Here is a 24,489-nt window from a genome sequence, read left to right as displayed (position 1 = left end):
GCCGTCGGGTTCGTACCGCTCATGCCGCCGCTCGAACCCGCGGTCACCGAGGCCGCGTACGCGGTCGGTCCGGCGAGGGAGGCGGCGACGGCCGCGGTCAGGGCGACGGCGAGCAGCCGCACGCGCCGGCCCGAGCGGAAGAGGAAGAGTCCGACGATCGCCAGGACCATCACCGCGGCGACGGTCGGCCACAGCCACGAGTTCCAGCCGGAGGCCCGGCGCAGCAGCACCACGGCCCAGATGCCGGTGGCCGCGAACGCGACGGGCAGGACCCACAGCCACTTCTTGTCGGTGCGGAAGGCGTGCAGGAGCATCAGCCCGCCGCCTCCGCACAGCGCCGCGATGCCGGGGGCGAGGGCGGTCGTGTAGTAGGGGTGCATCGTGCCTTCGGCGAGGCTGAACGTGAGGTAGTGCAGGGCGGTCCAGCCGCCCCACAGGACCAGTGCGGCCCGCGTCAGGTCCGTACGGGGGGCGCGGCCGCGCAGTACGAGGCCGCCGACGAGGGCGACGGCGGTGAAGGGGAGCAGCCAGGAGATCTGGCCGCCGAGCACCTCGTTGAACATCCGGCCGAAACCGGCGGTCCCGGAGAAGCCGCCTCCGCCACCGCCTCCACCGCCGCCGTTGCCCTCGCCGCCGAAGACGCGGCCCAGGCCGTTGTAGCCCATGATCAGGTTCCAGGCGGTGCCGTCCGTCGAGCCGCCGATGTAGGGCCGGTCGGAGGCGGGCACCAGCGACACGGCCGCCGCCCACCAGAAGCTGGAGACGGCGAGGGCGACCGCGGCGATCGCGAGGTTGCGGATCCGGCGCAGCAGTCCGCCCCGGGCCGCGTACAGGTAGACCGCGAAGACGGCGGGCAGGGCGATGTACCCCTGGAGCATCTTGGTGTTGAAGGCGAGGCCGAAGCAGACGGCCGAGCCGACGAGCGGCAGGAGCCTGCCGTTGTGGACGGCGCGCAGGGCCAGGGCGGCGCCCGCGACCATCAGGAAGACGAGCAGCGTGTCCGGGTTGTTGTCGCGGTTGATGGCGACGGTGATCGGGGTGAGGGCGAGGACGAGCGCGGCGACGGCCGCGGCGCCGTGTCCCCAGACCCGCTTGACCGACGCGTGCAGGATCCAGATCGTGCCGAGGGCGGAGGCGACCAGCGGCAGCATCATCTGCCAGGTGCCGTACCCGAGGACCCGGCAGGACAGGCCCATCACCATCAGGACGAAGGGGGGCTTGTCGACGGTCATGAAGTTCCCCGCGTCCAACGACCCGAAGAACCACGCCTTCCAGCTCTGCGTACCGCTGAACACGGCGGCGCTGTAGAAGCTGTTCAGGCTGGACGAGGAGAAGTTCCAGGAGTACAGCACCCCGGCCAGGACCATGATCGCGAGCAGCGCGGGGAGCGACCAGCGGGGTGGCTTCCCGGGCCGCGCGCCGGTCTCGGCGGGAGGCGGGGAGGAGGCGGCCCGGTCCGCCGCGGGGGCGGTCCGGGCGGCCTCGGGGGCGTGGGGGTACGGATCGGTGGCAGATGTCACGCGTGCATCGTGCGAAAGCGGTGTGGGCGGGGGCTGTGGTGAACCTGGGGCCTGGCTGTGAGTGGGGGAAGGAAGGTCCCACGGAAGCGTATGAACACGTAAAGGGCCGGACGGTCGTAGACGGAGGGAGCTGATCGGCAACAGGGTCGGACGGTCACAGGGGGCGCCGCCCTGTAACAGTTACCGGCGGTTCATGCCGGCTGCGCAACAGGAGTGGCTGCCGATGAACGCGCTTGCTGCGTACGGCGTTTGACGTGTTGAGATCAACAAGCAATGACGCCGAAAGGGCACCCCGACATGTCGCTCAGCCGCACCCGCTCCCGTACGCTCGCCGCCGTCGGTTTCCTGGCCGCCACGGGGCTGTTCCTCACCGCGTGCGGCCCCGAGGACTCCGCCGGCGCGGATGCCTCCTCGCCTGCCGGTGCCTCGGCCTCTCCCGATTCCTCGGCCCCTGCCCCTTCCGGCTCCCCCGCGGCTTCCGGTGGCGCCGACGCCTCGGAGCCGCCGGCGGGTTCGGACGGTACGTTCTCCGGCAAGTTGACGTTCCTGGCGCCGGGCAAGCTGCTGGTGGGGGAGCGTGCCTTCTGGGTCGCCGAGGGCACGGAGATCACGGGCGGCGACATCTGCGGTGACCCCGAGACCGCCGAAGCGGAGAAGTGCACCGCCGACGACCTGGACGCCGCCGCCGAGGCCGGCAACCTGACGGTGGAGGTCACGATCAAGAAGGGGATCGCCGAGCGGGTCACCCAGAAGTAGCCCCAGCAGTCGCAGTAGCCCCAGTAGCCCCAGTAGCCGCGACCGCTGTCGCGCGAGGGGGGATCCGGAGTCCACTCTCCAGGGCCCCAAGGCCGCCCAATTCCCCTTCCAGAAACCCGCGTACAACCCCCGGCCGTCCCGGCGAGTCGAGAGAGGCGAGTGTGCCGAGGCGCGCTCGTTCGTACCCGAGGGGATGGAAGTACTCGATGACTCACCGAATATCCCGGCGTACCCGTGTGTTCTGCGTGGGCCTCGGTGTCGGGGTCCTAGCGCCGCTCACCGTGGCCGTGACACCAGCGACCGCGGCCGCGACACCGCAGGTGACCTGTACGTCGAACCAGCCGGCCCTGGCCACCAAACTGCAGAAGGACATCACCACGGCCCTCGCGAACCGCAGGGGCACCGTGGCCGTCGGCCTCCACGACCGGAGCACCAACACCACCTGCACGCTGAGACCGACCCAGGCCTACGACTCGGCCAGCGTCGTCAAGGTGACCGTCCTCGCCACGCTTCTCTGGGACGCCAAGAAGACCAACCGCTATCTCACCCAGCGGGAGTCCGATCTGGCCACCGCCATGATCACCAAGTCGGACAACGCGGCCACGACCAAGCTCTGGAACCAGCTCGGCACGACGAAGGTGAAGGGCTTCCTCACCGCGGCCGGCATGACCCGGACCAAACCGGGGGCGAACGGCTACTGGGGCCTCACCCAGATCACCGTCCAGGACGAGCAGAAGCTCCTCGCACTGCTCACCGCCAAGAACCCGGTGCTGAGCGACAACTCCCGGGCCTACGTACTCAAACTCATGGGCAAGGTCATCTCCTCGCAGCGCTGGGGCACTCCGGCGGGAGCGCCCTCCTCCGTCGCCGTCCATGTGAAGAACGGCTGGCTGTCCCGCTCCACGCACGGCTGGCGGGTCCACAGCGTGGGCACCTTCAAGGGCGCGGGCCACGACTACACGATCTCGATCCTGACCCACGGCAACAGCACCATGAACTACGGCGTGACGACGATTCAGGCCGTGGCCAAAGCCATCCACAAGGACCTCGTGCCGACCAGAGCGAAGCGTTACACGCCCACGAACGACCCTCAGGAAGCCTTCCCGGCGGTGCCCGCTTCATGATCATCTGGCTCAACGGCGCCTTCGGCGTCGGCAAGACCACGACCGCCAGGCAACTCACCACCCTCCTCCCGAACGCCAGGCTCCTGGACACCGAACAGGTCGGCTACATGCTCTGGCACGTCCTGGGGAAGCCCGCCCGTGACTTCCAGGAGTTCCCGCCGTGGCGCGGTCTTGTGGTGGAGACCGCGCGTCAGGTGCTCGACCACGTGGGCGGCACGCTGGTCGTGCCGCAGACCGTGCTGGAGAAGCCGTACTGGCGTGAGATCCGCACGGGACTGGTCCAAGCGGGCATTCCCTTACGCCACTTCGTCCTCCACGCCGACCACAACGCGCTCGTCGAACGCATCCAGAACGACACGGACCCGGAGAGCGTCGGCTCCCGCCGACGGCGCCTGGACCATCTCCACGACTACGACGAGGCGCTGCTCTGGCTGCGCGGGGAGGCGGAGTTGATCGACACCACCGGCGTCCCGCCTGCCATGGTCGCGAAACTCGTCAAGACGATGATCCGGCATCAGGGCGCCTCCGCGATGAGGGAGAACGTTCACCCGGGCTTCCGCAAGAGCTCACCAAGGAGTGCTAGCAACCCCCGCTGACCTGCGGAGTTCGGCGAAAAGAAGCGATTTTCCGGTGCAACCCTCAGCCCCGGTCCGCTGTCTGAATGGGTGATCGGAAAACAACACCCGCCACACCCGCCACACCCGTCACAGACCACACGGACAGCACAGACCGCACCGGCCGTCCGATCGCCGATGGCGGCGAGGGCCCTGACGACTTCACCGACGCCCTCGCCGCCGACTCCGTTCAGCACACACTCCATGAAGGGTCTCTTTCGCATGCGCGTTTTACGAGGTATCACCGCCACCTCCACCCTCGTCCTGGCTCTGGGGGGAGCCATACTCGCAGCGCCCGCCGCCCAAGCGGCCACCACGGCGGTCACGGCCACCGTCGTCCGTGAGGACGGTGCGATCCGGTATCTGGCGGCTGCCGGACAGACGAACAACCTGAGCGTCTCGGCGAAGATCATCGACGCCGACCCCAGCGAGTTCGGCGACGACTACCTCCTCACCTTCCGTGACAAGGTCGACATCGCCCTCGGTTCGGAGGCGTGCACGTACCCCTCGGCGACCGATCGCACCGTCGTCAACTGTGTGGAGCCCGCCCCGCTGGGCTCCGACGACTCGGACATCTACTCCGTCGACCTGGGTGACGGCAACGACACCGCGACGATCGACGCCGACAACCACGCCGAGGCCACGATCTCCGGCGGCGCGGGCGCCGATGTCCTCAAGGGCAACGTCTCGACCGACCTCAAGGGCGACGGCGGCAACGACCGCCTGGAGGGTGTCGGCGGCGTCTGGACCAAGAGCTCCTCCGGTGGCGACGGCAACGACACCATCCTCACCGGCTGTGAGTACAGCTGCAGCGGCGGTGCCGGGAACGACACCCTCACGGTGACCGGCCAGAACGACCTCGGCTACACCACCCTGTACGGCGACGACGGCAACGACATCGTGCGCGGCTCCTCCGGCAACGACACCCTCTACGGCGGCAGGGGCAACGACACCCTGTACGGCCTGCAGGGCGACGACACGATCTTCGGCAACACCGGCGACGACGTGATCTACGGCGGCCAGGGCAACGACACGCTCTCCGGCGGCGCGGGCAACAACAAGGTCTACCAGGACTGAGGCCCAGGGCTTCGTCGGAGCCGCGTGGGTACCGGCGCCCACGCGACTCCGGCCCTTGGCTCCCCGGAGTGCCCGGAGTGCGCGGAGTGCCCGGAGTTGCCGACTCCCTGGAATTAACGGCCAGTACCCTCCCCCTCAACCCACCTCCGCCTACCGTGACGCCATGCGCCTGAGACCACTCCTCGCCACCGTCACGGCCGCCCTGGCGGCAGCCACCTGCCTCACCGCGGCAGCGCCCGCCAGCGCCCAGCGCGGCAACGCCTGTTCGCCCTCCGTCTCCATCGAGAGCTTCTCCGACGCGCTCGACAAGACGACGTACGAGGGCACGTTCGTCGGCAACTTCTCCGCGCTCGCCGTGGACCGCGACGGCCGGATCGCCGCGGTCTCCGACCGGTCCGCACTCTTCACTCTGGACCGGAAGACCCTCCGGCCCGCCTCCGTCGTCCCGCTCGCTGACGAGAGCGGTGCCGCGCTCGACTCCGAGGGTCTGGCCGTGGACCGCGACGGCACCCGGCTGGTGGCATCCGAGACCGAGCCCTCCATACGCCGTTACGCCCGCGACGGCCGCATCCTCGACCGCCTCCCCGTACCGGACGCGCTCAGGGTCGCCCCCGCGGGCCGGGCCACCTCGAACCAGACCTTCGAGGGCCTGACCTTCCTCCCCGGCCGCCACACCCTGCTGGCCGGGATGGAGGGCTCCCTCGCGGGAGACGCCACGGGCATCGTCCGCTTCCAGACCTGGGAGCGGCAGCGGGGCCACTTCGCCCTCGACGCCCAGTACGGCTACCGCACCGACACCGGTCTGAACGTCTCCGAGACCACGGCCACCCCCGACGGCCGCCTCCTCGTCCTGGAACGCGGCTTCACCGCGGGCGTCGGCAACACGGTCCGGCTTTACCTGGCCGACCTGCGCCGTGCCACGGACACGTCCGGCATCGACAACCTGACCGGCCGGAGCGGCGTACGCCTCGTCCGCAAGACCCTGCTCGCCGACCTCGTGAACTGTCCTTCACTCGGCGCCCAGGCCAAGCAGCCCCAGCCCAACCCGCTCCTCGACAACATCGAGGGCCTCGCCGTCACGGGCGGCCGCCACGGCCGGCTGAACCTGCTTCTGGTCAGCGACGACAACCAGAACCCGGTCCAGATCACCCGCTTCTACTCGCTCCGGGTCCGCCTCTGATCCCTCCGGGTCCGCCTCCGACGGCTGCCCAGAGCGTGCCCCGAGCGTGCCCCGAACGCGGCCCCGATTGTTGCGGAGGGATGAAATCCCCTCCCGTCCGCGTTGGTGCCTTCCGGACGATCGGATCGACTGGACGGATGGAAGGCACTCGTGGCGACACAGCGGGGATGGGCACGACGGCTGGCCGGGTACGCCTGGCGGTACCCGAAGGACGTCGTGCTCGCGTTGGGCTCCTCGCTCGGGGGCATGGCCGTCATGGCGCTGGTCCCGCTGGTCACCAAGGTGATCATCGACGACGTCGTGGGGGACCACACCCGGGACATGGCCCCCTGGGCCGCCATGCTCATCGGAGCCGGAGTCGTCGTCTACGTCCTCACCTACATCCGCCGCTACTACGGCGGCCGCCTCGCGCTCGACGTCCAGCACGACCTGCGCACGGACATGTACGAGACGATCACCCGGCTCGACGGCCGGCGCCAGGACGAGCTGTCGACCGGCCAGGTGGTGGGCCGCGCGACCAGCGACCTCCAGCTCATCCAGGGCCTGCTGTTCATGCTCCCGATGACGGTCGGGAACGTACTGCTCTTCCTGATCTCCCTAGTGATCATGGCCTGGCTGTCGCTGCCGCTCACGCTGGTGGCCCTCGCCGTCGCCCCGGCCCTGTGGGTCATCGCCAAGCGCAGCCGCTCCAAGCTCCACCCCGCCACCTGGTACGCCCAGGCACAGGCGGCAGCCGTGGCCGGTGTCGTGGACGGCGCGGTCAGCGGCGTACGCGTGGTCAAGGGCTTCGGCCAGGAGGACCAGGAGACCGGCAAGCTCCGCGAGATCGGCCGCAAGCTCTTCGCGGGCCGGCTGCGCACGATCCGGCTGAACTCCAAGTACACCCCGGCGCTCCAGGCGGTCCCGGCCCTCGGCCAGGTCGCCATGCTGGCCCTCGGCGGCTGGCTGGCGGTCAAGGGCCAGATCACCCTCGGCACCTTCGTGGCCTTCTCCGCCTACCTCGCCCAGCTCGTCGGTCCCGTCCGGATGCTCGCGATGGTCCTCACGGTCGGCCAGCAGGCCAGGGCCGGCGCCGAACGCGTCCTGGAGCTGATCGACACCCGGCCGTCGATCAAGGACGGCGCGAAGCCGCTGCCCGCCGACGCCCCCGCGACCGTCGAGTTCGACGACGTGTCCTTCGCCTACGACGACAGCCGCCCGGTCCTGGACGGCCTCTCGTTCGAGATCCGCGCCGGCGAGACCCTCGCGGTGGTCGGTTCCTCCGGTTCCGGCAAGTCCACGGTCTCCCTCCTGCTGCCCCGCTTCTACGACGTCACCAGGGGCGCGGTCCTCGTCGGCGGCCACGACGTGCGCGAGCTGACCCTCGACTCGCTGCGGGCCGCGATCGGCCTCGTCCCCGAGGACTCCTTCCTCTTCTCCGACACCGTCCGCGCCAACATCGCGTACGGCCGCCCCGAGGCCACCCAGGAGGAGATCGAGAAGGCGGCCCGGGCCGCCCAGGCGGACCGTTTCATCGCCGCCCTGCCCGAGGGCTACGACACCAAGGTCGGCGAGCACGGCCTGACCCTCTCCGGCGGCCAGCGCCAGCGCGTGGCCCTGGCCCGCGCGATCCTCACCGACCCCCGCCTGCTGGTCCTGGACGACGCCACCTCGGCCGTGGACGCCCGCGTGGAACACGAGATCCACGAGGCCCTCAAGCAGGTCATGGCCGACCGCACCACACTCCTCATCGCCCACCGCCGCTCCACCCTGAACCTCGCCGACCGCATCGCGGTCCTCGACGAGGGCCGCCTCGCCGACATCGGCACGCACCGCGAGCTGACCGAACGCTCACCGCTCTACCGGCGCCTGCTCACCGACCCGGACGAGCTGGGCGGTGTCTCGCCCGGTCACGCCCGGCCGGCCTGTCCGCAGGAGGACACCTCCGTACGGGACGAGCTGGACGCGGAGTTCGACGCCGAGCGGGGCGTCACCCCGCACCTGTGGACGGGCGACCGCGAACCCAAGGACACCGCCCTCGACGGATCGCCCGCGACCCCCGAACTCCTCGCCCAGGTCGACGCGTTGCCCCCGGCCACCGACATTCCCGAGATCGACGAGGCACGCGCGGTCACGCCGGAGGAGTCGTACGGGCTGAGGCGTCTGCTGCGGGGCTTCGGGCTTCCGCTGCTCGTCAGCCTCGGCCTGGTCGCCGTGGACGCGGGCATGGGTCTGCTCCTGCCGGTCCTGATCCGGTACGGCATCGACCAGGGCGTCTCCGAGGTCGCCCTCGGCGCCGTCTGGGCCGCGTCCGCCCTCGCCCTGGTGACCGTCGTCGTCCAGTGGGTGGCGCAGACCGGCGAGATCCGCATGACAGGACGCACCGGCGAACGCGTCCTGTACTCACTCCGCCTGAAGATCTTCGCCCAGCTCCAGCGCCTCGGACTGGACTACTACGAAAGGGAGTTGACCGGCCGGATCATGACCCGGATGACGACGGACGTGGACGCGCTGTCCACGTTCCTCCAGACGGGCCTGGTCACCGCGTTCGTCTCGGTCGTCACCTTCTTCGGCATCATGGTCGCCCTGCTGGTGATCGACGTGGGTCTGGCAGTGGTCGTCTTCCTGACGCTGCCGCCGCTGATCATCGGCACGTTCTTCTTCCGCAGGGCCAGCGTGAAGGCGTACGAACTCGCCCGTGAGCGCGTCTCCGTGGTGAACGCGGACCTCCAGGAGTCGGTGTCCGGGCTGCGGATCCTCCAGGCGTTCCGCCGCGAGGGCGCGGGCGGCAGGCGGTTCGCGGAGGGCAGCGACAGCTACCGCCAGGCCCGTATCCGCGGCCAGTGGCTGATCTCCATCTACTTCCCGTTCGTGCAGCTGCTGTCGTCGGTCGCGGCGGCAGCGGTCCTGATCGTGGGCGCGGGCCGGGTCGACGCGGGCACCCTCACCACGGGTGCGCTGGTGGCGTACCTCCTCTACATCGACCTGTTCTTCGCCCCCGTGCAGCAGCTCTCGCAGGTCTTCGACGGATACCAGCAGGCGACGGTCTCGCTCGGCCGGATCCAGGAGCTGCTCCAGGAGCCGACGTCGACGAAGGCCGCCGACGAGCCGCTCGAAGTCCTGTCCCTGCGGGGCGAGATCGCCTTCGAGGACGTGGACTTCGCGTACGGCTCCGCCGACGAAGCAGAAGAGGCCCTCAGCGACGTCTCGCTGAGCATCCCGGCCGGGCAGACCGTCGCGTTCGTCGGCGAGACGGGCGCCGGGAAGTCGACCCTCGTCAAGCTCGTGGCCCGCTTCTACGACCCGACCGGCGGCCGGGTCACGGTCGACGGCACCGATCTGCGCTCCCTCGACATCACGTCGTACCGCCACCGTCTGGGCGTCGTCCCGCAGGAGGCGTACCTGTTCCTGGGTACGGTCCGGGACGCCATCGCGTACGGGCGTCCGGACGCGAGCGACGCCGAGGTGGAGGCGGCGGCCCGTACGGTCGGCGCCCACGACATGATCGCCACGCTGGACGGCGGGTACCTCCACGAGGTCGCCGAGCGCGGCCGCAACCTCTCCGCCGGGCAACGGCAGCTGATCGCGCTGGCCCGCGCGGAACTCGTAGACCCCGACATCCTGCTCCTCGACGAGGCCACCGCCGCCCTCGACCTGGCCACGGAGGCCCAGGTCAACCAGGCCACCGACCGCATCGCGGGCCGCCGCACCACGCTGGTGGTCGCCCACCGCCTGACCACGGCCGCCCGCGCGGACCGCGTCGTGGTCATGGCCGACGGCCGCGTCGCGGAGGACGGCACGCACGACGAACTGCTCGCCCGGGGCGGCCGCTACGCGGAGCTGTGGCGGACGTTCGTGGGGGAGCCCGACCAGGACGAGGCCGCGACCGTCAGTACGTCGAAGTGACGTAGGAGCCCTTCCGCTCTCCCTCTCCGCGGGCGCGGAAGGGCTCCGTCGGCCGGACGATGCAACCATCCGCCGTACGTCATGCGTCCGTACATCAGTACGCCGATTGCTGCGGGCCGTGGAAGGGACACCAGTGGACATGGGCGTGATACGCCGACGTCTGGCGCTGGGCACCGCCCTGCTGACCGCGTCCGGGTTGCTGGCGCTCGCGGGCCCCGGCGTGGGCGAGGCGTCGGCGGCGAGCCCGTGCCCCGGGCGGAAGGTGCGCACGGTGACCTTCTCCACCGGGTACGTGCAGGTCTACAAGAAGCGCGGCTACGTCTGCGCGGTGACCCGTCCCAAGAAGGTGGGCGCCCGCAAGTACATGATGGTGAGCGTGCGGGCGTGGGGGAACCAGGCGGTCCCCAACGACGGGATGTTCAAGAGGTACGCGGGCCCGGTGAAGGTGCACGCCGGCAACCGCTGCGTGTGGATCAAGGGCGCCGTCGGCTCGGGCTCGGTGAGCACGGGCTGGATTCTCTGCTGACCGGATTCTCCGCCGAGCGGACTCTCCCGGCCGAGTTGCGCGATCTTCGTACCATCCTGTCCGTAATGCACCCAACATCCCCTGGTGCGACAGCAGTTGCTCCGCTAGGTTCCGGCGGACATCTGCGTATTCAGGGGAGAACGCATGCGCAAGACGCTCAGATGGCTGTTGTCGCTCGTGGTGCTGATAGGCACCGTGAGCACGGCCGGGGCGGCCACCGCCGCCCAGCCGGACGCCACCGGCACGAATGTCGTCAACGACGACGCCGCGGACATCAAGGACCGGCTCCTCGCGATCCCGGGCATGAGCCTGATCGAGGAGAAGCCCTACACGGGCTACCGCTTCTTCGTCCTCAGCTACACCCAGCCCGTCGACCACCGGAAGCCGTCCAAGGGCACCTTCCAGCAGCGGATCACCGTGCTGCACAAGGACACGGCCCGCCCGACGGTCTTCTTCACCGGCGGCTACAACGTCAACACGGCCCCGCGCCGCAGCGAGCCGACCCAGATCGTGGACGGCAACCAGATCTCGATGGAGTACCGCTTCTTCACTCCGTCCCGGCCCGCGCCGGCCGACTGGACCAAGCTGGACATCTGGCAGGCCGCCAGCGACCAGCACCGCATCTTCAAGGCACTCAAGCCGATCTACGACAAGAAGTGGATCTCCACCGGCGGCTCGAAGGGCGGCATGACCGCCACCTACTTCGAGCGCTTCTACCCGCGTGACATGGACGGCGTCGTCGCGTACGTCGCCCCCAACGACGTGGTGAACAAGGAGGACTCGGCGTACGACCGGTTCTTCGCGAAGGTCGGCACCAAGGAGTGCCGCACCCGGCTGAACGCGGTGCAGCGCGAGGCACTCGTCCGCCGTACGGCACTGGAGAAGAAGTACAAGGAGGTGGCCGCCGCCGAGGGCTACACCTTCAACACCGTCGGCAGCCTGGACAAGGCGTACGAGGCGGTCGTCCTCGACTACGTGTGGGGCTTCTGGCAGTACAGCACCCTCGCCGACTGCGAGTCGATCCCGGCGGACGCGAAGAACGCGACCGACGAGGAGATCTGGACGTCGGTCGACACGATCTCCGGCTTCTCCTTCTACACGGACCAGGGCCTGGAGCCGTACACGCCGTACTTCTACCAGGCGGCCACGCAGCTCGGCGCGCCGGACATCAACTTCCCGCACATCGAGAAGAAGTACATCCGCTACGGATACCAGCCGCCGCGGAACTTCGTCCCGCGCGAGATCCCCACGAAGTTCCAGCCCAAGGCGATGCACGACGTCGACTCGTGGGTCAAGCGCAACGCGAACCAGATGCTGTTCGTGTACGGCCAGAACGACCCGTGGGGCTCCGAGCCGTTCCACGTCGGCAAGGGCGCGCGTGACTCGTACGTCTTCACGGCCCCCGGCATGAACCACGGCGCCAACGTCGCGGGCCTCGTTCCCGACCAGAAGGCCCTCGCCACGGCCCGGATCCTGGAGTGGGCGGGCGTCGCCTCCGCCGCGGTCCAGGCGAACCCGGACAAGGCGAAGCCGCTGGCCAAGTACGACTCGAAGCTCGACAAGCGCAAGGTGGAGCGCCAGCTGAGGCCGTAACCGGCCGACGCCGCAGTCACCTTGCCGCGCCCGTTCGGTGGAGTCCCCGGGGAAACCCCCGGGGCTACACCGGGCGGGCGCAGCCCACCGGCTTCGGCCCGCCCAGCTGGACGTACAACGCCGTCGAGGGCGGGCAGCCGGTGCGCTTCTCCACCGCCGCGGTCACCTTGAACTCCGGCGCCTTCTTGCCCGTGCTGTCGCACGACGTCTCACGGACCTCGCCCTCGCCCGCGCTGTAGACACAGTCGCCCACGATGGTGCGGGGGCCTCCGCCGCCGCCCGGGTCGCCCGGATGCGGGGCCTCCAGATTGCGCATACAGGCGTAGCCCTGCGGGACCGCGCCGTCGCCGTCCTCGTCGGCCGAGGGCTTCTGCTCGCTGATGTGCAGCACGAAGTCCGTGGTGGCGGGGCAGGGCGGCCCCTCGCCGACCTTCCCCTCGTGCCGCGCGACGACCCGTGCCGCCGCCTTCTCACTGGTGCACGGCACCTCGGTGAACGACTCGCGCCCGAACGAACTGCACTCGTCGATCGCGAGGAACACCACCCCGTATCCCGAGGCCCGCGTCGGAGCCGGAGTCGTCGCGTCCAGCCTGCGCTCCTCGGTCCCGGACGACTGCTGGCATCCCGTGAGCGCCGCCGCCACCAGCATCAGCAGCCCGCACACCATCCCCGTACGACGTGCTCCCACGCCCCGTCCATCGCGCATGGCACTCCCCCCGATCCCCCCGCCCAGCGTGACCCGTCGCGGCGGGCCCCGCCAGGCGTACGGGGTGCTTTGCGTCAGTTGGGGGCGGTGCGCCGGGTGTGCGGCGTAGGTCCCGTACGCCAGGCCCAGTAGGCAGGGCCCGATGCGTCGGGGCTAGTACCTCAGTCCGTGCCCGACGGGGTACAGCACCTCCGTCGGCTTGTCGGCCTTCTGTACCGGCACCGGCAGCTCGCCCACCGGGTCGGCACGTCCCGCGAGCACGCGCACGGCGGCGCGCAGCTCGACGTCCGTCCAGGAGTAAGCCGCCAAGTAGGCCTTGACATCGGGCAGTTGGGCAACGTCGTACGGATTGCGGATGGCGAGCGCGACTACCGGCCGACCCGTGGCGAGCAGCTGGTTCACGAGCGTCCGCTGACTGGAGGCGGCCGTGACGTTGTACGTCCCCACGAGCACCGCGTCCACGCCCTGGGCCGCCGCGACGGCTTTCGCGATGGTCGCGTCGGTGGGCGCAGTGCCCGTGGAGAGAACGGTCGCCGTGAAGCCCAGCTCGGTCAGCGCGGCGCCGAGCACGGTCGTGGGCGGCCCGGTGGTCCCGGACGGCGAGGCGGGGTCGGCCCCGACGACGAGAACGTTCCGATGCGTACGACGAGAAAGCGGCAGCAGACCACCGGAGTTGACGAGAAGAGTCGTGGTCCGCTCGGCGATGCGATCGGCGGCCTTCAGATGCGACGAGATCCCGACGACCCGGTCCACCCCGCGCCCCGTGACGTATGGATCCTTGAGCAGCCCCAGCTTGGCCTTCAGCCGCAGCACGCGCAGGATCGATTCGTCGAGGCGCGCCTCCGTCAGCTCGCCGCCGCGAACGGCCTGGAGGACCGCGTTCCAGGCGACGTCCAGCTTCGGCGGGTTGAGGAGCTGGTCGACACCGGCCTTCAGGGCGAGCACGGGCACCCGGTCGTCCCCGTACTTGGTCCGTACGCCCTCCATGCCCAGCGAGTCCGTCACCACGACCCCGTCGTAGCCGAGCCGCTCGCGCAGGATGCCGGTGAGGATGGGCCGGGAGAGGGTCGCCGGGTCGCCGGACGGATCGAGCGCCGGAACCATGATGTGCGCGGTCATGATCGAGTCGATCCCGGCCGCGATGGCGGCGCGGAACGGCGGCGCGTCCAGCTCGGCCCACTGCGCCTCGGTGTGCTCGATGACCGGGAAACCGTAGTGGCTGTCGGTCTCGGTGTCCCCGTGCCCCGGGAAGTGCTTGGACGTGGCCGCGACCCCGGCGCTCTGATACCCCTTCACCTGCGCGGCGACCATCCCCGCCACCGCCTGGGGATCGGCACCGAAGGACCGTACGCCGATGACCGGGTTGGCCGGGTTGACGTTCACGTCGGCGACCGGCGCGTAGTCCTGCCGGACGCCCATCGCGCGCAGTTCGGCGCCGCCGATCCGCCCCGCCGTACGGGCGTCCGTGCGCGAGCCGCCGGCCCCGAGGGCCATCGCACCCGGGAAGAGCGTCGCGGGCTTGCCCACCCGGGCGACGATGCCGTGCTCCTGGTCGGTGGAGATGAGCACGGGCAGCCCGCGGGGCTGTGCCAGCGAGGCCTTCTGGATGCCGTTGCTCAGGTCCGCGATCTGGTGCGGGTCACGGGTGTTGTGCGCCCACCCGAAGTAGATGATCCCGCCGACCCGGTACTTCGCGAGCAGCTCGGCGGCATCCCGTACGCCGATCTCCTTGAGGTTGGCATCGATGTCGGCCTGGTCGGGCGCGGTCGCCGAGTGCCCGTACACCCGCATCACGAAGAGCTGCCCGACCTTCTCTTCGAGCGTCATACGGGAGATCAGGGCCCGGAGCCTCTTGTCGTCGTGCCTGCCGGTGTCGTCGTCCTCGGCCAGCGCCGGACCGCCGCCGACGGCGACAACCGCCGCCGCGCCCGCGGTCGCCGCGAGCAGCGTACGTCTGGAGGTGTGCACGTGCGCTCCTTCCGGAGAGGGCCCGAAGGACCCGTGGAGGGGCGAGTATGAAGGAAACTTCCAAGGAGTCACGGATATCCGGGAAATTTCTGCCAGTCAATAGCGCGGACAGCCGACACGGCGGATACACCCCGCTTGAGCCGTTCCGGCGGGGCCTCCCGGGGCCCTGCCTCTGGGGGAGCGGCCAGGGGAGGAATCACCACTCGCCGGCGTACGGACTGCCTGACACAAGAGGGGCCGCCATCGGCGCTGTTGGAGGGGGGGCGCGCCGATGACGGCGTGCTGCCGGCCGCAGGCGGCGGAGAGGGTAAGTCAGCGTTCGCAGCCAGCAGCGAGGCCGACACCGCACTGCGGTGACTCATCCGGCAGCATGCGAGTTGGACGGCGGGTGGCGAGGATGGGTTCCCCTTATTCCACCGATTCCCGGAAATTGGTACGGGCGGGCACGGGAGTGAACAACGGGGTTGGTGTGGTGCTGTTTTGGGCCGCTCGATTGCGTCCTGGCACCGATGCCGTTGTCACGCCACCGGGGTCGCGACGCGAGGCTCCCGCGCGCTGAGATCCCGGTACAGCACGGCGACCACCGAGCACACGAACGGCAGGACCACCAGCGGCAGCAGAAGCAGGGCCACCGCCGTCGGGGTGATCAGCACCAGCACCCCGGTGATGTACGGGTTGTCGTCGCTCAGCCACAGCATGCCGAGGCCCATCACATGCGCGACGGGACCCGCCGCGTACCGCAGAACCACGAACGCGAGCACGACGGCGGCCATGAGCAACAGCCCGATGCCGTACGTCTTCCAGGGCGCGCTCTTCGTCAGCGCCCAGGCACGTCGGACCGCCGCCTTGGACGAGGAGTTCTCGGTCACCAGCGCGGCGGTGGCCACGCAGTGGCGGAAGTACACGAGCACGGCGAGCGCCGCGATGGTGATCGGCAGGACGCCACCCACGAGCCGGTACTGCCAGGTCGCGGTCTCACCCACCAGCGTCCGCTCGACGCCCGGCACTTCCCCCGAGTCCGCGACGACCGAGGTCATGAGCGCCAGCAGTCCCACCGCTCCGACGCGCAGCCAGACCCGCCACTGCACCCAGTAGGCGACCCCGAGGTGCGGACGCATACGCGCCCACAACACACGGACAGTCAGGGTCTGTTGACCCTCCTCCGAGGTGTGCTCGAAGGCCACGGTGTACGCGGTCTGCAACACGGCGACGACGGCCGCGGCGAGGGCGAGCAGCAGCACGGTGACGCCCGCGCCGACCCGTTGCAGGGTCTCCATCGTCCCGTCGATGTACGCCGCGATGGGGTCCTCGTAGGCGACATCCTGGTCCGCACTCCTCCGCACATCCTCGAACGTCCCCCACGACAGGAGGAACCCGGCCCCCACGACGGCGCTCCCCGCGAGGGTGGTGAGCCCGGTGACGAGGAGCGTGAGCCGGTAGAGGGGCCGCCAGGTGAGACGGAGATTGCGGAGGGCTTCGCGGGCAAGCATCAGGGCTGCGGGCTGTTCCTTACCTCGGCTACGAAGGCGTCCCAGGCGGCGGGGGAGACGTGAAGGGAGGGGCGTGCGATGTCTTTGGAGTCACGGATGTGGATGGCGGAGGTGGTGGCCACCTCGACGCAATCACCGCCACTGGAGTCGCTGTAGCTGCTCTTGCGCCAAGTGAAGGCCGCTTCGACGCAATCGCCGCCACCCGAGTCGCTGTAGCTGCTCTTGAACCAATTCAGCTCGCTCATAGCTCACCCGCCAACTGCCCGATCAGGTCTACGGATTCCTCCGGCCGGAGGGCCTGTCGACTGATCATCGCATAGCGCCGGGCGAGTAGCCCTGACTCGTCTGCCTTGGAGATAAGGAGGCTTTTGCCGAGGGCTTCCGTGTACACCAGCGTGGCCTGCTCGGATGTCTCGATCAGCTTCATCGCACCGCGAAGGCCCGCGTGTGCGCCTTGGCTGGCAGGCATGACCTGGATGTCGAGGTTGGGCCGCTCGGCCTGCTCCACAAGGTGCGTGTACTGGGCGCGCATCACGTCGCGGTCGCCGATCTGCCGCCGCAACGCCGACTCATCGAGGATGACATTGACAACGCACACCGGCTTACGGTCGAACAGCGCCTTGCGTTCCATTCGTGCGAGCGTGAGCTGAGCCATCTCCTCCTCGTCCAGAGGCGGGAAGTCGCAGCTCAGCAGAGCCCGTGTGTACGCCTCGGTCTGCAGTAGCCCTTCGATCAGTTGATTGCAGTACGAGGACACACTCAGCGCATCCTGCTCCAGTTGCACGAACCCCTGGAAGTACTCCGGATAGCGCTCCAGCCGCAAATACTTGGCCGCTGCCGCGATCACCCCACCCGCCTCCAGCGCCTTCTCCGCAGCCTCGATGAACTCATCGGTCGCCGGCTTGGCGCACGTCTCGACGGCGCTCACCGCGGCCCCCGTATAAGCCATCCGTTCGCCCAACTCGGTCTGCGACAACCCCGCCTTCGTGCGCAGCATCCGCAGTACCTCCGCGAAATACTGCGCGGCAGGTGACGACGAATTCTTCTTGGGTTGCGCCATCGCGAACCTCCCCCTTCACACGGCCACCGTGCTCAACACATCTCAACGCCAATCAACGCCCGCCCGCGCGGAGTTACCTCCCGCAGGCGTCGACGCTCGGTCACTGGTGACGGTAGCCATCAGGGCCGACAGTGTTCTTGTGAACACAGAAAGTGACGGAGTAAACCTCCGAGACTTCCGAGACGTCCGCGACCTCCGAGTCCGGACATGGCGGCGCAGGCTCACGCCGGAGACCCGCTCCGTGCCGGAGGCCCGCCGTGGGGCCAGGTCCGTACTCACGGAATGGCGGATCCCGGCAGACGTGGCGGAGGCGATCGAACTGATCGTGTCGGAGCTGTCGACGAACGCGGTACGCCACGCCCGCGTACCCGACCGCTTCTTCGAGGTGGCGCTCACCTACGACGGCCAGAAGGCGGTCGAGGTGGAGGTCTCCGACGCGTCGCCCCGCCTCCCGGAACCCCAAGTGCCGCCTCTGGACGCGGAGTCGGGCCGAGGCCTGCCCCTCGTGGCGGCACTGGCGGAGAGCTGGGAAATCAGAAACCGAGTGATCGGCAAGGCGGTATGGGCGAGGGTGCTCACGCGGTAGGCACGCCTAGGGGCGCCCCGGCGTGCCGGTCGACGCGGCGCCGCCCTACGCCGACTCGTTCAGCAACCGCGACAGATGCTCCCGCCCCGCTCCCAGCAACCCCTCCAGCGGGGCCGCGGCCTCGTACCACCGCTTCTCGTACTCCCAGCACAGCCAGCCGTCCCAGCCCTCGCGGGAGAGGAGCTCTACGCACTCGGTGAGGGGGAGGACGCCCGTACCGAGCGGCAGTGGGGTGGTGTCGTCGGCGGAGGCGATGTCCTTGACCTGGATGTAGCCGAGGTGGGGGGAGAGCGCGGCGAAGGTGGACGGGGGCTGTTCGCCGCCGAGCCAGGTGTGCATGACGTCCCACAGGGCGCCGGCCTGGCGGTGGCCGACCAGGCCGAGGATGCGGATCGCGTCGGCGCCCGTGCGGTGCGAGTCGTGGGTCTCCAGAAGGATGCGTACGCCCAGGTCGGCGGCGTACTCGGCGGCCGTGCCCAGGCGCCGGGCGGCCGTGGCGTCGGTCTCCTCGGGGCTCTGGTCGGGGCTGCCGCCGGGGAAGACGCGAATGTAGGGCGCGCCGAGGTCCCGGGCCAGTTCGAGGAGGCCGCGGATCTCGGCGATCACGGGGCCGTCGTCGCCCGGCGCCGCGACGCGCGCGTACCCGGCGAGGCCGAGGATCTCGATGCCCGCGGCCTTGAACTCGGCCGCCACGTCGGCCCGTTCGGCTAGGTCGATGCCGGGGTGGACCGGCTCCTCGGGATGCGCGCGCAGCTCGACGCCGTGATAGCCGTGCGTGGCGGCGAGCCGCACCACGTCGCTGATCGGGAGTCCGGGAACGCCGAGGGTGGAGAAGGCCAGCTTCATGAGTCGGACAGTACCCGCCACCCGCCTTCTGTCACTCCTGCTTGCCGCACGGGTCCGGCGGAACAGCTGGAGCGGGCGATGGAGGGGTGGTGATGGAGAGGCGGGGTGTCCGCGGGAACCCGGCGGACACCCCGCCCCCCTGCCCCTGTTCTGCCCCTGCTCAGCCCGCGCCGTGCAGGTCCAGGCGCCAGTCCTGGCCGTTGAGGTCGGTGCCGAAGGAGCGGTGGGGTTTCTCGTCGACGAGGACGAAGCCGTGGCGCTTATAGATGCGGCGGGCGGAGGAGAGGACGTCGTTCGTCCACAGGACCATCTCCCGGTAGCCGACACCGCGTGCGAACTCGACGCAGGCGCCCACCAGCTGATCGCCGATGCCGAGGCCGCGCGCGTCCGGCCGAAGGGGTCGTGTCGGGGTTTCCGATCGCAGCACGACCTCTGATGGGCAACCAATAGGTGCTGGATGACACAGCTGCGATCGGATGCCCCGTCGCGGCCCCGACCCGACACCACACGGCTGGCGCGTCTTTAGGGGCGCGAGGAACTGCGCGACCGGCCACACACCACCCGCAGACAACACACAACCCCCACCCCCCTCCATCACGATCCGGTCTCAGGGGCTTGTTAACTTCCATGTAATCGATTCCAATCCTCCCTGTAGGCGCATGTAATCGATTCCACAAGGAGGTGGAGCGTCGATGGCGAGCATCAAGGACGTCGCCGCCGAGGCACGCGTATCCGTCGCCACGGTCTCGCGCGTCCTGAACGACCACCCCTCGGTCAGCCCAGCGGCACGCGCCCAGGTGCTGGCAGCCGTCGAGACGCTGGGCTACCGCCCGAACGCCGTCGCCCGCTCCCTGCGCACAGACCAGACCCGCACCCTCGGCCTGGTCATCAGTGACGTGCTCAACCCGTACTTCACCGAACTGGCCCGCTCCGTCGAGGAGGAGGCCCGCGCCCTCGGCTACAGCGTGATCATCGGAAACGCCGACGAGCGGCCCGAGCTGCAGGACCACCACGTCCGTACGCTCCTGGACCGCCGTATCGACGGCCTCCTCGTCTCCCCCACGGACGGCGGCTCCCCGCTGATGCTGGACGCCGCTCGCACGGGCACCCCGATGGTCTTCGTGGACCGCTGGATCCCGGGCATGGACGTGCCCGTCGTCCGCGCGGACGGCCGCACCGCCATCCACGACCTGGTCACCCACCTCCACACCCTCGGCCACCGCAGGCTCGCCATCATCGCGGGCCCCGCGGCCACCACGACCGGCAGCGAGCGCGTCGACGCCTTCCGGGAGGCCCTCCAGGAGTACGGGCTCCCGCTGCCCGACGCCTACACAGGGCAGGGCGACTTCCAGGCGGCCAGCGGTCGCCGGGTCACCGAGGAGTTCCTCGACCTCCCCGAACCGCCCGAGGTCGTCTTCGCGGCCGACAACCTGATGGCCCTGGGCGCCCTGGACGCCATCCGCGCGCGCGGGATGCGGGTTCCCGACGACATCGCGCTCGCGGCGTTCGACGACATCGCCTGGTTCGTGCACACCGATCCGCCGATCACGGCGATCGCCCAGCCCACCCCCGAGCTGGGCCGCGCCGCCGTACGCGCCCTCGTCGACCGCATCGAGGGCCGGCCCCCGAAGTCCGTCACCCTCCCCGCCCGTCTCGTCGTCCGCCGCTCGTGCGGCGAATCCCGCGGCGAGGCGCCCGGCGAGCCCCCGTACCCGCACTCGTCCCCGCAAAGGAGCAACACGTGAGCAGTCCCGACGAGTTGCTGCGTATCGAAGGCATACGCAAGACCTTCCCCGGTGTGGTCGCGCTCGACAGCGTCGACTTCGATCTGCGCCGCGGCGAGGTGCACGTGCTGCTCGGTGAGAACGGCGCCGGCAAGAGCACGCTCATCAAGATGCTGTCCGGCGCCTACCGGCCCGACGCCGGGAAGATCGTGGTCGACGGCAAGAAGGTCCGTATCCATGGTGCGCAGGACGCCGAGCGCCTCGGGATCGCGACCATCTACCAGGAGTTCAACCTGGTCCCCGATCTGACGGTCGCCGAGAACATCTTCCTGGGCCGCCAGCCGCGTCGCTTCGGGCTGATCGACCGGAAGACGATGGAGGCCGACGCCGCCGAGCTGCTTGAGCGGGTCGGGGTGAACGTGTCCCCGCGCGCGCGGGTGCGTGAACTCGGTATCGCACGTCTCCAGATGGTCGAGATCGCCAAGGCGCTGAGCCTGGACGCCCGCGTCCTGATCATGGACGAGCCGACCGCGGTGCTCACCTCCGGAGAGGTCGAGAAACTCTTCCGGATCGTGCGGCAGCTGCGCGAGGACGGCGTCGGCGTCGTCTTCATCACGCACCACCTGGAGGAGATCGCCGCCCTGGGAGACCGGGTCACGGTCCTCCGGGACGGCAGGAGCGTCGGCCAGGTGCCCGCCAGCACGCCCGAGGACGACCTCGTACGCATGATGGTGGGCCGCTCCATCGAGTTGCAGTATCCGCGCGAACGGGCCGACACCGGGACCGCGTTGCTCACCGTGGAGGGGCTCACCAGGGACGGTGTGTTCCACGACGTGGGTTTCGAGGTGCGGGCGGGTGAGGTCGTCGGCATCGCGGGGCTCGTCGGAGCGGGACGTACCGAGGTCGTACGGGCCGTCTTCGGAGCGGATCCCTACGACAAGGGGTCGGTGGCCGTAGCCGGCGAGCGGCTGCCGCGCCACGACGTGAGCGCGGCCATGACCGCCGGCATCGGGCTCGTCCCCGAGGACCGCAAGGGTCAGGGGCTGCTGCTCGACGCCTCCGTCGAGGAGAACCTCGGGCTGGTCACTCTGCGGGCGGCGACCCGCGGAGGGCTCGTCGACCTCAAGGGGCAGCGGACGGCCGCCGCGAGGATCGCCGAGCAGCTCGGCGTACGGATGGCCGGGCTCGGCCAGCACGTGCGGACGCTCTCCGGCGGCAACCAGCAGAAGGTCGTCATCGGCAAGTGGCTGCTCGCCGACACCAAGGTGCTGATCCTCGACGAGCCGACGCGCGGTATCGACGTCGGCGCCAAGGTCGAGATCTACCAGCTGATCAACGAACTCACCGCCGCCGGCCATGCCGTCCTGATGATCTCCAGCGATCTGCCCGAGGTGCTCGGCATGAGCGACCGGGTGCTGGTGATGGCCCAGGGGCGGATCGCCGGCGAACTCACCGCCGACGAGGCGACCCAGGACTCCGTGATGGCACTCGCCGTCAGCTCGCCGACGACACCCACGACTCCCACTACGACCGTTACCACCGACTCCGTTACCGCTGTGGAGGGCCCCGATGGCCACTGACACGCTCAAGAGCACACCGGGCGCGAGTGGCGCCTCGGGCGGCCTGCGCCGGCTCCTGCTCGACAACGGCGCGCTCACCGCGCTCATCATTCTCGTCATCGCGATGTCGGCCCTGTCCGGCGACTTCCTGACGACGGACAACCTGCTGAACATCGGCGTCCAGGCGGCCGTGACGGCCATCCTCGCCTTCGGTGTGACCTTCGTGATCGTCTCGGCGGGCATCGACCTGTCGGTCGGTTCCGTCGCGGCCCTGTCCGCCACCGTCCTTGCCTGGTCGGCGACTTCGGAGGGCGTACCGGTCTGGATCGCGGTGATCCTCGCGATCGCCACCGGCATAGCCTGCGGCCTGGTCAACGGCGTCCTGATCTCGTACGGGAAGCTGCCGCCGTTCATCGCGACGCTCGCCATGCTGTCGGTGGGCCGCGGTCTGTCGCTGGTGATCTCGCAGGGCAGCCCGATCGCGTTCCCCGAGTCCGTCTCGCACCTCGGCGACACGCTCGGCGGCTGGCTGCCGGTGCCGGTCCTCGTGATGATCGTCATGGGGCTGATCACGGCCCTGATCCTGGGGCGTACGTACATCGGGCGTTCCATGTACGCGATCGGCGGCAACGAGGAGGCGGCCCGCCTCTCCGGTCTGCGGGTGAAGAAGCAGAAGCTCGTCATCTACGCGCTGTCCGGCCTCTTCGCGGCCGCCGCGGGCATCGTGCTCGCGTCCCGGCTGTCCTCCGCGCAGCCGCAGGCCGCGCAGGGCTACGAGCTGGACGCGATCGCCGCGGTCGTCATCGGCGGCGCCTCCCTCGCGGGCGGTACGGGCAAGGCGTCCGGGACGCTGATCGGCGCGCTGATCCTCGCGGTGCTGCGCAACGGCCTCAACCTCCTCTCCGTGTCGGCGTTCTGGCAGCAGGTCGTCATCGGTGTGGTCATCGCGCTGGCGGTGCTCCTCGACACCGTGCGGCGCAAGGCCGGGGCGACTCCGGTCACCGCCGGTGCCGGGGGCTCGTCGGGGCTCAAGGGGCCACAGGCCGTCAAGTACGGGCTCGCCGTGGTCCTCGTGGCGGCGATCGTGGGCGGGCTGTCCCTGTTCAACAACGGCTCGTCCTCGTCGAACCCGAAGGTCGGCCTGTCCCTCTCCACGCTGAACAACCCCTTCTTCGTACAGATCAAGGAGGGTGCGCAGGCGGAGGCGAAGAAGCTCGGCGCGGACCTGACCGTCACGGACGCGCAGAACGACGCCTCGCAGCAGGCCAACCAGCTGCAGAACTTCACCAGCGAGGGCGTCGACTCGATCATCGTCAACCCGGTGGACTCGGACGCGGCGGGCCCGTCGGTGCGCTCCGCGAACAAGGCCGACATCCCCGTCGTCGGCGTCGACCGTGGCGTCAACAAGGCGGAGACGGCCGCGCTCGTGGCCTCCGACAACGTCGAGGGCGGCAAGCTGGGCGCCAAGGCGCTCGCCGAGAAGCTGGGCGGCAAGGGCAAGATCGTCATCCTGCAGGGTCTGGCCGGTACGTCCGCGAGCCGTGAGCGCGGCGCGGGCTTCGCGGAGGGCCTGAAGGCCTACCCGGGCATCGACGTGGTCGCCAAGCAGCCGGCCGACTTCGACCGCACCAAGGGACTCGACGTGATGACGAACCTGCTTCAGGCCCACCCGGACGTCCAGGGTGTCTTCGCCGAGAACGACGAGATGGCGCTCGGCGCGGTCAAGGCGCTCGGCTCCAAGGCCGGAAAGTCCGTCCAGGTCATCGGTTTCGACGGTACGCCCGACGGTCTGAAGGCTGTCAAGGAGGGCACGATGTACGCCTCCGTGGCACAGCAGCCGAAGGAACTCGGCAGGATCGCGGTGGAGAACGCGCTGCGGGCGGCCGACGACAAGGAGGTCGAGAAGACGGTGAAGGTTCCGGTGAAGGTGGTCACGGCGAAGAACGTGGACGAGTTCACCGGCTGACCCCGACCGATGTCGAGGGGCGGGTGCACGGCTGCTGCCGTCCACCCGCCCTCAACTCACCCCCCCCACAGGGAGACTGTTCATGTACGACTACGACCTGCTGGTCGTGGGATCGGCCAACGCCGACCTCGTCATCGGTGTCGAGCGGCGGCCGGGCGCAGGGGAGACCGTCCTCGGCTCCGACCTGGCGCTCCACCCGGGCGGCAAGGGCGCCAACCAGGCGGTCGCCGCCGCCCGGCTCGGGGCGCGTACGGGGCTGCTGGCCCGGGTCGGCGACGACGCGCACGGCCGGCTGCTGCTCGGCTCGCA

General features: G+C 69.8%; 20 protein-coding genes and 1 pseudogene. 13 read left to right on the top strand and 8 right to left on the bottom strand.

Annotation, left to right across the window (positions count from 1 at the left end; all coding sequences use genetic code 11):
• Positions 1 to 1,520 (bottom strand): glycosyltransferase family 39 protein (locus O3Q52_RS20940; protein ID WP_269650312.1); only part of this gene is annotated, 1,520 nt, incomplete at its 3' end.
• A 297-nt stretch (positions 1,521 to 1,817) separates the two neighbouring features.
• Between O3Q52_RS20940 and O3Q52_RS20935 the strand changes: the two genes are divergently transcribed.
• The 8 genes from O3Q52_RS20935 to O3Q52_RS20900 all read left to right on the top strand — a co-directional run bounded on the left by O3Q52_RS20935 (position 1,818) and on the right by O3Q52_RS20900 (position 12,275).
• On the top strand, positions 1,818 to 2,276 hold the full coding sequence (locus tag O3Q52_RS20935) for a hypothetical protein (protein WP_269650311.1): 459 nt from the start codon (positions 1,818 to 1,820) through the stop codon (positions 2,274 to 2,276).
• Positions 2,277 to 2,482: 206 nt separating this feature from the next.
• Positions 2,483 to 3,400, top strand: coding sequence for a serine hydrolase (locus O3Q52_RS20930; RefSeq protein ID WP_269650310.1), 918 nt, complete (start codon positions 2,483 to 2,485; stop codon positions 3,398 to 3,400).
• Positions 3,397 to 3,996, top strand: coding sequence for an AAA family ATPase (locus O3Q52_RS20925; RefSeq protein WP_269650309.1), 600 nt, complete (start codon positions 3,397 to 3,399; stop codon positions 3,994 to 3,996). The genes O3Q52_RS20930 and O3Q52_RS20925 overlap by 4 nt, the downstream gene beginning before the upstream one ends.
• A 240-nt stretch (positions 3,997 to 4,236) precedes the next feature.
• Positions 4,237 to 5,091 (top strand): calcium-binding protein, encoded by an 855-nt coding sequence (locus O3Q52_RS20920; RefSeq protein WP_269650308.1) that lies wholly within the window; start codon positions 4,237 to 4,239, stop codon positions 5,089 to 5,091.
• A 163-nt stretch (positions 5,092 to 5,254) separates the two neighbouring features.
• Positions 5,255 to 6,271 carry an esterase-like activity of phytase family protein gene (locus O3Q52_RS20915; RefSeq protein WP_269650307.1) on the top strand — a complete coding sequence of 339 codons (1,017 nt, stop codon included), beginning with the start codon at positions 5,255 to 5,257 and terminating at the stop codon, positions 6,269 to 6,271.
• Between the two features lie 150 nt (positions 6,272 to 6,421).
• Positions 6,422 to 10,156, top strand: coding sequence for an ABC transporter ATP-binding protein (locus O3Q52_RS20910; protein ID WP_269650306.1), 3,735 nt, complete (start codon positions 6,422 to 6,424; stop codon positions 10,154 to 10,156).
• A 133-nt stretch (positions 10,157 to 10,289) separates the two neighbouring features.
• Positions 10,290 to 10,682, top strand: coding sequence for a hypothetical protein (locus O3Q52_RS20905; protein ID WP_269650313.1), 393 nt, complete (start codon positions 10,290 to 10,292; stop codon positions 10,680 to 10,682).
• Between the two features lie 144 nt (positions 10,683 to 10,826).
• Positions 10,827 to 12,275, top strand: a complete 1,449-nt coding sequence (locus O3Q52_RS20900) for a S28 family serine protease (RefSeq protein ID WP_269650305.1) — start codon at positions 10,827 to 10,829, stop codon at positions 12,273 to 12,275.
• Positions 12,276 to 12,339: 64 nt separating this feature from the next.
• On the opposite strand, the gene O3Q52_RS20895 is transcribed toward O3Q52_RS20900, so the two are convergent.
• From O3Q52_RS20895 to O3Q52_RS20875, 5 genes are all read right to left on the bottom strand, one after another.
• Positions 12,340 to 12,981: a hypothetical protein gene (locus O3Q52_RS20895; RefSeq protein WP_269650304.1), complete on the bottom strand. Its 642-nt coding sequence runs from the start codon at positions 12,979 to 12,981 to the stop codon at positions 12,340 to 12,342.
• 153 nt (positions 12,982 to 13,134) lie between these two features.
• On the bottom strand, positions 13,135 to 14,949 hold the full coding sequence (locus O3Q52_RS20890) for a glycoside hydrolase family 3 protein (protein WP_266739638.1): 1,815 nt from the start codon (positions 14,947 to 14,949) through the stop codon (positions 13,135 to 13,137).
• A 518-nt stretch (positions 14,950 to 15,467) separates the two neighbouring features.
• Complete coding sequence (locus tag O3Q52_RS20885) at positions 15,468 to 16,439, bottom strand: hypothetical protein (RefSeq protein ID WP_269650303.1); 972 nt, start codon at positions 16,437 to 16,439, stop codon at positions 15,468 to 15,470.
• On the bottom strand, positions 16,439 to 16,684 hold the full coding sequence (locus tag O3Q52_RS20880) for a DUF397 domain-containing protein (protein WP_269650302.1): 246 nt from the start codon (positions 16,682 to 16,684) through the stop codon (positions 16,439 to 16,441). The genes O3Q52_RS20885 and O3Q52_RS20880 overlap by 1 nt, the downstream gene beginning before the upstream one ends.
• The gene (locus tag O3Q52_RS20875; RefSeq protein ID WP_269650301.1) at positions 16,681 to 17,499 is read right to left on the bottom strand and encodes a helix-turn-helix transcriptional regulator; all 819 of its coding nucleotides are present in this window, start codon (positions 17,497 to 17,499) and stop codon (positions 16,681 to 16,683) included. The genes O3Q52_RS20880 and O3Q52_RS20875 overlap by 4 nt, the downstream gene beginning before the upstream one ends.
• Between O3Q52_RS20875 and O3Q52_RS20870 the strand changes: the two genes are divergently transcribed.
• On the top strand, positions 17,426 to 18,085 hold the full coding sequence (locus O3Q52_RS20870; RefSeq protein ID WP_332112926.1) for an ATP-binding protein: 660 nt from the start codon (positions 17,426 to 17,428) through the stop codon (positions 18,083 to 18,085). The two genes, O3Q52_RS20875 and O3Q52_RS20870, sit on opposite strands and share 74 nt — an antisense overlap.
• Before the next feature lie 45 nt (positions 18,086 to 18,130).
• Here the strand turns inward: O3Q52_RS20870 and O3Q52_RS20865 are convergent, their stop codons facing one another.
• Together O3Q52_RS20865 and O3Q52_RS20860 are read right to left on the bottom strand one after the other, a co-directional pair.
• On the bottom strand, positions 18,131 to 18,931 hold the full coding sequence (locus tag O3Q52_RS20865; protein ID WP_269650299.1) for a sugar phosphate isomerase/epimerase: 801 nt from the start codon (positions 18,929 to 18,931) through the stop codon (positions 18,131 to 18,133).
• Positions 18,932 to 19,091: 160 nt separating this feature from the next.
• Positions 19,092 to 19,361, bottom strand: a pseudogene (locus tag O3Q52_RS20860) (GNAT family N-acetyltransferase); the annotation flags it as partial.
• A gap of 262 nt (positions 19,362 to 19,623) precedes the next feature.
• On the opposite strand from O3Q52_RS20860, the gene O3Q52_RS20855 reads away from it, so the two are divergent.
• The 4 genes from O3Q52_RS20855 to O3Q52_RS20840 form a co-directional block, all read left to right on the top strand.
• Positions 19,624 to 20,676, top strand: coding sequence for a LacI family DNA-binding transcriptional regulator (locus tag O3Q52_RS20855; RefSeq protein WP_269650298.1), 1,053 nt, complete (start codon positions 19,624 to 19,626; stop codon positions 20,674 to 20,676).
• Complete coding sequence (locus O3Q52_RS20850; RefSeq protein ID WP_269650297.1) at positions 20,673 to 22,235, top strand: sugar ABC transporter ATP-binding protein; 1,563 nt, start codon at positions 20,673 to 20,675, stop codon at positions 22,233 to 22,235. Before O3Q52_RS20855 ends, O3Q52_RS20850 begins: the two co-directional genes overlap by 4 nt.
• The gene (locus O3Q52_RS20845) at positions 22,225 to 24,180 is read left to right on the top strand and encodes a substrate-binding domain-containing protein (protein WP_269650296.1); all 1,956 of its coding nucleotides are present in this window, start codon (positions 22,225 to 22,227) and stop codon (positions 24,178 to 24,180) included. The genes O3Q52_RS20850 and O3Q52_RS20845 overlap by 11 nt, the downstream gene beginning before the upstream one ends.
• Before the next feature lie 82 nt (positions 24,181 to 24,262).
• Positions 24,263 to 24,489, top strand: a 227-nt coding sequence (locus O3Q52_RS20840; protein WP_269650295.1) for a PfkB family carbohydrate kinase, incomplete at its 3' end; no start/stop codon positions are given.

The sequence above is a fragment of the Streptomyces sp. ActVer genome, from assembly GCF_027270795.1.
GTDB classification, from domain to species: domain Bacteria; phylum Actinomycetota; class Actinomycetes; order Streptomycetales; family Streptomycetaceae; genus Streptomyces; species Streptomyces umbrinus_A.
This window is presented reverse-complemented; position numbering and strand designations above follow the sequence as displayed.

What these genes read in the sequence shown, in the direction of transcription:
- O3Q52_RS20930 (WP_269650310.1), top strand. Translation starts at nt 2,483, where the DNA reads ATGACTCACCGAATATCCCGGCGTACCCGTGTGTTCTGCGTGGGCCTC.
- O3Q52_RS20895 (WP_269650304.1), bottom strand. Translation starts at nt 12,981, where the DNA reads ATGCGCGATGGACGGGGCGTGGGAGCACGTCGTACGGGGATGGTGTGC.
- O3Q52_RS20925 (WP_269650309.1), top strand. Translation starts at nt 3,397, where the DNA reads ATGATCATCTGGCTCAACGGCGCCTTCGGCGTCGGCAAGACCACGACC.
- O3Q52_RS20845 (WP_269650296.1), top strand. Translation starts at nt 22,225, where the DNA reads ATGGCCACTGACACGCTCAAGAGCACACCGGGCGCGAGTGGCGCCTCG.
- O3Q52_RS20900 (WP_269650305.1), top strand. Translation starts at nt 10,827, where the DNA reads ATGCGCAAGACGCTCAGATGGCTGTTGTCGCTCGTGGTGCTGATAGGC.
- O3Q52_RS20920 (WP_269650308.1), top strand. Translation starts at nt 4,237, where the DNA reads ATGCGCGTTTTACGAGGTATCACCGCCACCTCCACCCTCGTCCTGGCT.
- O3Q52_RS20880 (WP_269650302.1), bottom strand. Translation starts at nt 16,684, where the DNA reads ATGAGCGAGCTGAATTGGTTCAAGAGCAGCTACAGCGACTCGGGTGGC.
- O3Q52_RS20915 (WP_269650307.1), top strand. Translation starts at nt 5,255, where the DNA reads ATGCGCCTGAGACCACTCCTCGCCACCGTCACGGCCGCCCTGGCGGCA.
- O3Q52_RS20875 (WP_269650301.1), bottom strand. Translation starts at nt 17,499, where the DNA reads ATGGCGCAACCCAAGAAGAATTCGTCGTCACCTGCCGCGCAGTATTTC.
- O3Q52_RS20855 (WP_269650298.1), top strand. Translation starts at nt 19,624, where the DNA reads ATGGCGAGCATCAAGGACGTCGCCGCCGAGGCACGCGTATCCGTCGCC.
- O3Q52_RS20885 (WP_269650303.1), bottom strand. Translation starts at nt 16,439, where the DNA reads ATGCTTGCCCGCGAAGCCCTCCGCAATCTCCGTCTCACCTGGCGGCCC.
- O3Q52_RS20865 (WP_269650299.1), bottom strand. Translation starts at nt 18,931, where the DNA reads ATGAAGCTGGCCTTCTCCACCCTCGGCGTTCCCGGACTCCCGATCAGC.
- O3Q52_RS20935 (WP_269650311.1), top strand. Translation starts at nt 1,818, where the DNA reads ATGTCGCTCAGCCGCACCCGCTCCCGTACGCTCGCCGCCGTCGGTTTC.